Origin of the sequence: Candidatus Accumulibacter vicinus, from assembly GCF_000584955.1 — a bacterium.
Lineage (GTDB): Bacteria > Pseudomonadota > Gammaproteobacteria > Burkholderiales > Rhodocyclaceae > Accumulibacter > Accumulibacter vicinus.
The window spans coordinates 150,749-159,026 of record NZ_JDSS02000024.1; the positions used below are offsets into that span (position 1 = coordinate 150,749).

The 8,278-nt window shown below is 62.1% G+C and carries 7 protein-coding genes; 2 read left to right on the forward strand and 5 right to left on the reverse strand.

Annotated elements, in window-relative coordinates; translation table 11 throughout:
- The 4 genes from accC to scpA form a co-directional block, all read right to left on the reverse strand.
- On the reverse strand, positions 1-1,421 hold a 1,421-nt coding region (accC, locus tag CAPSK01_RS11275; RefSeq protein WP_273703538.1), incomplete at its 3' end, for an acetyl-CoA carboxylase biotin carboxylase subunit.
- A 19-nt stretch (positions 1,422-1,440) separates the two neighbouring features.
- Positions 1,441-2,973: an acyl-CoA carboxylase subunit beta gene (locus CAPSK01_RS11280; RefSeq protein WP_034926362.1), complete on the reverse strand. Its 1,533-nt coding sequence runs from the start codon at positions 2,971-2,973 to the stop codon at positions 1,441-1,443.
- A gap of 70 nt (positions 2,974-3,043) precedes the next feature.
- Positions 3,044-4,042 carry a methylmalonyl Co-A mutase-associated GTPase MeaB gene (gene meaB, locus CAPSK01_RS11285; protein ID WP_273703539.1) on the reverse strand — a complete coding sequence of 333 codons (999 nt, stop codon included), beginning with the start codon at positions 4,040-4,042 and terminating at the stop codon, positions 3,044-3,046.
- A 30-nt stretch (positions 4,043-4,072) separates the two neighbouring features.
- Positions 4,073-6,247, reverse strand: coding sequence for a methylmalonyl-CoA mutase (gene scpA / locus CAPSK01_RS11290; RefSeq protein WP_034926366.1), 2,175 nt, complete (start codon positions 6,245-6,247; stop codon positions 4,073-4,075).
- Between the two features lie 194 nt (positions 6,248-6,441).
- Between scpA and CAPSK01_RS11295 the strand changes: the two genes are divergently transcribed.
- Both CAPSK01_RS11295 and CAPSK01_RS11300 read left to right on the forward strand, forming a co-directional pair.
- On the forward strand, positions 6,442-7,113 hold the full coding sequence (locus CAPSK01_RS11295; RefSeq protein ID WP_034926367.1) for a GntR family transcriptional regulator: 672 nt from the start codon (positions 6,442-6,444) through the stop codon (positions 7,111-7,113).
- Positions 7,101-7,889, forward strand: a complete 789-nt coding sequence (locus tag CAPSK01_RS11300) for an enoyl-CoA hydratase-related protein (protein WP_273703540.1) — start codon at positions 7,101-7,103, stop codon at positions 7,887-7,889. Before CAPSK01_RS11295 ends, CAPSK01_RS11300 begins: the two co-directional genes overlap by 13 nt.
- A 41-nt stretch (positions 7,890-7,930) precedes the next feature.
- Here CAPSK01_RS11300 and CAPSK01_RS11305 read toward each other — a convergent pair.
- Positions 7,931-8,278: sulfite exporter TauE/SafE family protein (locus tag CAPSK01_RS11305; RefSeq protein ID WP_034926369.1), on the reverse strand; the 348-nt coding region annotated here is incomplete at its 5' end.

Below are 8,278 nucleotides of genomic sequence, written 5' to 3' on the forward strand. Positions count from 1 at the left end.
TGGCGGCGGCCGAAGGCCGCCAGTGCGGCGAGCAGCCCCGGATCGTCGTGCACCACGTCGGTGGCGACAAAGCCGCTGGGATATTCTTCAGCGATGAAGGCGGTGGTGAATACTCCCGACAGAAAGCGCGGATTCTGCATCAGCGCCGCCTGGAAAGGAATGTTTGAATCGATGCCGCGAATCACGAAAGCGTTCAGCGCGTCGCGCATGCGACTTATCGCCTGATCCCGTGTTGCCCCGTGGCAAATCAGCTTGGCAATCATCGAGTCGTAGTACATCGAAATCTCGCCGCCTTCGAAGACGCCGGTATCGACACGGACCTGTCCTTCGGCCGTCTCCGGCGGCCGGTACTTGACCAGGCGGCCCACCGAGGGCAGAAAGCCGCGGAACGGGTCCTCGGCGTTGATCCGGCACTCGATCGCCCAGCCATTGGCCTGGATGTCCTCCTGCCTGAACGGCAGGGTTTCGCCGGCAGCGACACGGATCATCAGTTCGACGAGGTCGACGCCGGTGATCATTTCGGTCACCGGATGCTCGACCTGCAGGCGGGTGTTCATTTCGAGGAAGTAGAACGACTTGTCCGAGCCGACGACGAACTCGACGGTGCCCGCGCTCTGATAGTTCACGGCCTTGGCGAGCGCGACCGCCTGCTCGCCCATCGCCTTGCGGATGCCGTCGTCGATGAACGGCGAGGGAGCTTCCTCGAGAACCTTCTGGTGCCGCCGCTGAATCGAGCATTCGCGCTCGAGCAGGTAGACGGTGTTGCCGAAGGAGTCGGCAATCACCTGGATCTCGATGTGGTGCGGTCCTTCGACAAATTTCTCGATGAACACGCGATCGTCGCCGAAGCTGTTGCGGGCCTCGTTCCGGCAGGCTTCGAAGCCCTCGAAAGCCTCCTGGTCATTGAAGGCGACGCGCAGACCCTTGCCGCCACCACCGGCAGACGCCTTGATCATCACCGGGTAGCCGATTCCCTTGGCGATTTCGACGGCCTGCGCCGAGTCGACGATCTCGGCATTGTAGCCGGGGATGGTGTTGACTCTGGCTTCCATCGCCAGCTTCTTGGAAGCGATCTTGTCGCCCATGGCGGCCACCGAATAGTGCTTCGGGCCGATGAAGATGATGCCGTTGTCTTCGAGGCGGCGTGAGAACTCTTCATTCTCGGAGAGGAAGCCGTAGCCGGGGTGTACCGCCTCGGCGCCGGTCGCCTTGCAGGCATCGATGATCTTGTCGATCACCAGGTACGACTCCTTGGAGGCCGCAGGGCCGATACATACCGCTTCATCGGCCATCAGTACGTGCATCGAGTCCTTGTCGGCCTCGGAATAGACCGCGACCGTCCTGATGCCCATTTTCTTGGCGGTTTTCATGACCCGGCAGGCGATCTCGCCGCGGTTGGCGATCAGTATTTTCTTGAACATCTCTATTTCTCCCCGTCGATCAAAGCGGAATGTTGCCGTGCTTGCGCCACGGGTTTTCCAGCTGCTTGTTGCGCAACATGGCCAGAGAGCGGCAGATGCGCTTGCGGGTTTCGTTGGGCATGATCACATCGTCGATGAAGCCACGTGCGCCGGCGACAAAGGGGTTGGCGAACTTGGCCTTGTACTCGGCCTCGCGCGCCGCCAGCTTGGCCGGGTCGCCCTTCTCCTCGCGGAAGATGATCTCGACCGCGCCTTTCGGTCCCATCACCGCGATTTCGGCAGAGGGCCAGGCGAAGTTGACGTCGCCGCGCAGGTGTTTCGACGCCATCACATCGTAGGCCCCCCCGTAGGCCTTGCGGGTGATCACGGTGATCTTCGGCACCGTACATTCGGCGTAGGCGTAGAGCAGTTTGGCGCCATGCTTGATGATCCCGCCGTATTCCTGCGCGGTCCCGGGCATGAAGCCGGGAACGTCGACGAAGGTCACCACCGGGATGTTGAAGGCATCGCAGTAACGAACGAAGCGCGCGGCCTTGATCGAACTCTTGATATCCAGGCAGCCGGCAAGGACCAGCGGCTGGTTGGCGACGATACCGACGGTGGAACCATCCATGCGCGCAAAGCCGATGACGATGTTCTTGGCGTATTCGCGCTGCAGCTCAAAGAAATCGCCATCATCGGCGATCTTGATGATCAGTTCCTTGATGTTGTACGGCTTGTTGGGGTTGTCGGGGACCAGTGTATCGAGCGAGAAGTCGAGGCGGTCGGCCGGATCCTGCGACGGCAGACGGGGTGGCTTCTCACGATTGTTCGACGGCAGAAAACTGATGAACCGGCGAATCATCATCAAGGCTTCGACATCGTTCTCGAAAGCCAGGTCGGCGACGCCGGATTTGGTCGTATGCGTGATCGCGCCGCCGAGTTCCTCGGAAGTCACGTCTTCGTGCGTCACCGTCTTGACCACCTCCGGGCCGGTGACGAACATGTACGACGAATCCTTGACCATGAAGATGAAATCGGTCATCGACGGACTATAGACCGCCCCCCCCGCGCACGGTCCCATGATCAGCGAGATCTGCGGCACCACGCCCGAGGCGAGAACGTTGCGCTGGAACACATCAGCATAACCGGCGAGCGAAGCCACGCCTTCCTGGATACGCGCACCTCCCGAGTCGTTGAGGCCGATCACCGGCGCCCCGACCTTGATCGCATGGTCCATGACCTTGCAAATCTTCTCGGCATGCGCTTCCGACAGCGAACCGCCGAAAACGGTGAAATCCTGCGAGAACACGAACATCAGGCGGCCGTTGATGGTGCCGCAGCCGATCACCACCCCGTCGCCGGGGACCGACTGCGCGGCCATGCCGAAGTCGTTGCAGCGGTGCTCCTTGAACATGTCCCACTCTTCGAACGAGCCACTATCGAGCAGGAGCTCGATGCGTTCGCGGGCAGCCAGTTTGCCCTTGCTGTGCTGGCTGTCGATACGCTTCTGGCCACCACCCAGACAGGCCGCCGCGCGCTTTTCTGCAAGCTGGCGAATGATGTCGTGCATATGTTCTACTCCCTAACGGTCGCGTCAATCAGAACTACTCAAACAAGTCGGAGGATCTCGGAATTTGTCATCAGTGCTTCACAAAGGCCAGCAGGCGTGCGGCGGCCGCGCCAGGCGTCGTGTGCCCTTCGGCGACGTCGCTCAACAGTTCCGGCAGCGCCGAGCGCACTGCCGGGTGGGCACGGAAATGGCGGCGCAGACCGGAATCGATCAGGCTCCACATCCAGTCGACGGCCTGCCGACGGCGTTTTTCTTCGAATTCGCCGGTGGCGGTCAGGGTGCGCTGGAAGCGCTCGATCTCGGCCCAGAATTCGGCGATGCCGCGCTTGGCAAGCGCGCTCACGGTCAGCACCGGGGGACGCCAGTTGGGGCTGGCGCTGCGCAGCATCGTCAACGCCGCTTTCATCTGCCCGCGCGCGAAGGCGGCGGCACGTTCATCAATGTCGGCCTTGTTGAAGACGATCAGGTCGGCGATCTCGACGATGCCCTTCTTGATCGCCTGCAGATCGTCGCCGGCATTGGGCAATTGCAGCAAAACGAAAACGTCGACCATGCCGGCGACCGTCGTCTCGGATTGTCCGACGCCGACGGTCTCGACGATGATGACATCGAAACCGGCGGCTTCGCAGACCAGCATGGCTTCACGCGTCTTGTCGGCGACTCCCCCCAGCGATCCCGAGGAAGGGCTGGGCCGGATGAAGGCTTCGTCGCGCTGGCAGAGCAACTCCATGCGCGTCTTGTCACCGAGGATCGAACCGCCGGAGACCGACGACGAAGGGTCCACGGCGAGAACGGCAACACGCTTGCCGGCTTCTATCAGGTGGACGCCCAGTGATTCGATGAAGGTCGATTTGCCGGCACCCGGCGAGCCCGAGATGCCGACCCGAATCGTTCGTCCGGTGTGTGGCAGCAGCGCCGCCAACACCTGCCGCGCACGCCGATGGTGATCGTGGTGGGTCGACTCGACGAGGGTGATGGTTTTGGCCAGCGCCCGCCGGCGACCGGCAAGCACGCCATCGACGAGGTGCTGGTCGGCAGCCGTCAGAGTGCCGGCGGACGCGCTGGTCATGTCCATCCCCTTTGCTGGAGGTCACGCCGTTCAGGCAGTCACTTGCGCACGAGCCTTGCGGATTTCCGCGAGGACGGTCATCGCCGAGTCCTCGATGCGGGTACCGGGACCGAAAATGGCCTTGGCGCCGGCGGCGAACAGGAAATCATAGTCCTGCGGCGGGATCACGCCGCCGGCGAAGACAATGATGTCGTCGGCCCCCTGATTTTTGAGGGCCTGCACCAGTGCCGGCAACAACGTCTTGTGCCCGGCGGCGAGCGAGGAGACGCCGACGGCGTGCACGTCGTTCTCGATCGCCAGACGGGCGGCTTCCTCCGGGGTCTGGAAGAGCGGGCCGACGTCGATGTCGAAGCCGAGGTCGGCAAAGGCGGTGGCGACCACCTTGGCCCCCCGGTCGTGGCCGTCCTGGCCGAGTTTGGCGATCATGATCCGCGGCCGCCGGCCTTCTTCTTCGTTGAACTGAGCAATCTCGGCCTTGAGCGTTTCCCAACTGGCCATTCCCTCGACGACTGCGCCATAGACCCCCGAGACGGTCTGTTGCGTGGCGCGGAAACGGCCAAAGACTTTCTCCATGGCGTCCGAAACTTCGCCAACCGTGGCCCGCAAGCGCATCGCCCTGACCGTGAAGTCGAGCAGATTGCCTTCGCCGGTTTCGGCGCAGCGCGTCAGATCGGCAAGCGCAGCGTTGACCTGGTCGGAATCACGGCTTGCGCGCACCGACTTCAGGCGCGCGATCTGCGCGTCGCGGACGGCGTTGTTGTCGATGTCGCGAATATCGATCATGTCTTCCTTGGCGAGCTTGTACTTGTTCACGCCGACGATCACGTCCTTGCCGGAATCGATGCGCGCCTGCTTGTCGGCCGCGCAGCCCTCGATCTTCATCTTCGCCCAGCCGGACTCAACGGCATGCGTCATGCCGCCCATCGCCTCGACTTCCTCGATGATCTTCCAGGCTTCGTCGACCAGATCCTGCGTCAGCTTTTCCATCATGTACGAACCGGCCCAGGGATCGATGACGTTGGTGATATGCGTTTCTTCCTGAATGACCAGTTGCGTGTTGCGTGCAATGCGCGACGAGAATTCGGTCGGCAGTGCGATCGCTTCATCGAGGGCATTGGTGTGCAGCGACTGGGTGCCACCGAAGACGGCGGCCATCGCCTCGATGGTGGTGCGCACGACGTTGTTGTACGGGTCCTGTTCGGTCAGCGACCAGCCCGAAGTCTGGCAGTGGGTACGCAACATCATCGATTTCGGACTCTTCGGCGAGAACTCCTGCATGATCTTCCACCACAGCAGACGGGCGGCGCGCAGCTTGGCCACTTCGAGATAGAAGTTCATCCCGATGGCGAAAAAGAACGACAGGCGGCCGGCAAAAAAGTCGACGTCGAGGCCGGAGGCAATCGCCGTTTTGACGTACTCGCGGCCGTCAGCCAGTGTGAACGCGAGTTCGAGCGCCTGCGTGGCGCCAGCTTCCTGCATGTGATAACCCGAAATCGAGATCGAGTTGAATTTCGGCATGTGGTTTGCGGTGTAGCCGATGATGTCGGCGATGATCTTCATCGACGGCTTCGGCGGGTAAATGTAGGTGTTGCGAACCATGAACTCCTTGAGGATGTCGTTCTGGATCGTCCCCGAGAGCTTGTCCTGCGGTACGCCCTGCTCTTCGGCGGCCACGATGTAACCAGCGAGGATCGGCAACACGGCGCCGTTCATGGTCATCGACACCGAGATCTTTTCGAGCGGGATGCCGTCGAACAGGATCTTCATGTCTTCGACCGAATCGATTGCCACGCCGGCCTTGCCGACATCGCCGGTGACGCGCGGATGATCGGAGTCGTAACCGCGGTGCGTCGCCAGGTCGAAAGCCACCGAGACTCCCTGACCGCCGGCGGCCAGGGCCTTGCGGTAGAAAGCGTTCGATGCTTCGGCGGTGGAGAAGCCGGCGTACTGGCGAATCGTCCACGGACGCACGGCATACATCGTTGCCTGCGGGCCGCGCACGAAGGGAGCCAGACCAGGCAGCGTGTCGGTGTACTCCAGACCTTCGACATCGGCCTTGGTATACAGCGGCTTGACGACGATGCCTTCGGGCGTCACCCAGCTCAGTGCATCAACATTCCCACCGGGCGCCGACTTGGTGGCAGCCTTCTTCCAGGCATCGAGATTTGCAGAATCGCTTTTTGCAGCATTGTTCGCGTTGGACATGACGGAACCTTTCGAGAAATCTGTGGATTGAGGGGGGCACTTCCGCTGAGGACGCACGAGCCATGATGCTCAGGGGAGTCGCACTGCGCAGGTTATTTTAATGCTTGACACCCCGTTCCACGAATAATACTGTATCCATAATTATGAAAGCAAGGTCCCTTGGGGGACCTGAACAAGGCTGCGAAAAAAGATCGATGGTTGCGAGTCGTATAGCCCAGACCGCCCTCTACCAGGAAGTCGCCGAAAGACTGAGGCAGCGCATCTTTGCGCACGAGCTGCCGCCGGGAACGCGCATCGACGAGCAGTTGTTAACCGTCGATTACGGCATCAGTCGGACCCCTTTGCGCGAAGCGCTGAAGGTTCTCGCCGCCGAAGGATTGGTGACGCTGAAGCCGCGCCGCGGCTGTTACGTGACCGAGATCTCCGAGCAGGATCTGGACGAGATCTTTCCCTTGATGGCGATGCTTGAAGGACGTTGCGCACTCGAAGCGACGAAGCGCGTACAGCCCGAGCAGATCGCCAGACTCGAAACGATCCACCGACAACTCGAACGCTTCGCGGCCAGCAATCAGATCGAACGTTTCTTCGTGGCGAATCAGGAGTTTCACGCCCGCATCCAGGAATTGTCCGGCAACCGCTGGCTACAGCAGGTGATCCAGGATCTGCGCAAGGTGCTCAAGCTGACGCGCCTTTTTTCGCTGAGCATCGAGGGTCGTCTGCAGCAGTCTCTGGCGGAACACACCACCATTCTTGAGGCCATCAAGGCCGGTGACGCGGCGCGTGCGCAGAACCTGATGCACGATCACATCCTGTCCGGACGGCAGGCTCTGGTCAGAAGTTCCGTTCATCAGGAATGGGTGGCGTGACCGGCAGCATCCTCTGCACGCGCGAGGCTGCCGTCGCGACCGTCACGCTGGCCAATCCGGGCAAGCGCAATGCGCTCGACCTGGCGATGTGGCGGACTCTGGCTGCGGTGGTCAGCGAGCTGTCTGGCGACGAGCAGGTGCGCTGTGTCGTGCTGCGTGGCGACGGTGAGCAGGCTTTCGCAGCGGGTGGCGACATCGATGAGTTCCTGAGCCAGCGCGATACCCTGGAACGTGCAATGGCCTATCATGAACAGGCAGGCGCCGCCCTGCAGGCGGTTTTCGACTGTCGCCACCCAACGATCGCGCTGGTGCAGGGGGCGTGCATCGGGGGCGGGCTGGAGATCGCCGCGCAGTGTGACCTGCGCATCTGTGGCGAGTCGGCGCGCTTCGGAGCACCAATCAACAAGCTCGGATTCTCGATGTATCCCGTCGAAATGGCGAGTCTGCTGCGTCTTGCCGGACCAGCGACGGTGCTCGAAATTCTGCTCGAAGGGCGCATTCTCGGATCAGGAGAAGCCCTGTCCAAGGGCCTGGTCACGCGCGTCGTCACCGATTCCGAGGTTGTTCCGGAAGCCTACGCGAGTGCCCGGCGCATCTGCGAAGGCGCGCCGCTGGTCGCCCGCTGGCACAAACAGTGGGTACGCCGCCTGCAGCACGACCGGCCGCTCGGCGAACAGGAGCTGCGCGCTTCGTTCGCTTTCCTCGACAGCGACGATTACCGCGAAGGCTTGTCGGCTTTTCTCGAAAAACGCCAACCGCAGTTCAGCGGCCGCTGATCCCTCCGCCAACCACCTCGCTGCTCCCCCCTTTGGGCTGCTCACCCCCCCTTGCCGACGAAGAATCCCCACAGCATCTTGGCCGCCAGCAGGATCAGGACGCCTGCGAAAACACGTTTCAAGGCGGCGACCGGCAGGCGGTGTGCCAGTCTCGCCCCCAGCGGAGCCGTCAGCATGCTCGCCGGCACCAGCCAGATCAGAGCCGGCAGATAAACGTAGCCAAGACTCCATCGTGGCAGCTCGGCGTGCCCCCAGCCGTTGAAAATGTAGCCCAGCGAGCCGCCCAGCGCGATCGGAAAACCGACCGCCGCGGAAGTGCCGATGGCATGCTGCACGCGCACGTTGCACCAGGTCAGGAAGGGCACGGTCAGCGCGCCGCCACCGATGGC

Excerpts from the sequence above, each read along its gene's own strand:
- CAPSK01_RS11280 (WP_034926362.1), bottom strand. The coding sequence starts at position 2,973 with ATGCACGACATCATTCGCCAGCTTGCAGAAAAGCGCGCGGCGGCCTGT.
- meaB (WP_273703539.1), bottom strand. The coding sequence starts at position 4,042 with ATGACCAGCGCGTCCGCCGGCACTCTGACGGCTGCCGACCAGCACCTC.
- scpA (WP_034926366.1), bottom strand. The coding sequence starts at position 6,247 with ATGTCCAACGCGAACAATGCTGCAAAAAGCGATTCTGCAAATCTCGAT.
- CAPSK01_RS11295 (WP_034926367.1), top strand. The coding sequence starts at position 6,442 with ATGGTTGCGAGTCGTATAGCCCAGACCGCCCTCTACCAGGAAGTCGCC.
- CAPSK01_RS11300 (WP_273703540.1), top strand. The coding sequence starts at position 7,101 with ATGGGTGGCGTGACCGGCAGCATCCTCTGCACGCGCGAGGCTGCCGTC.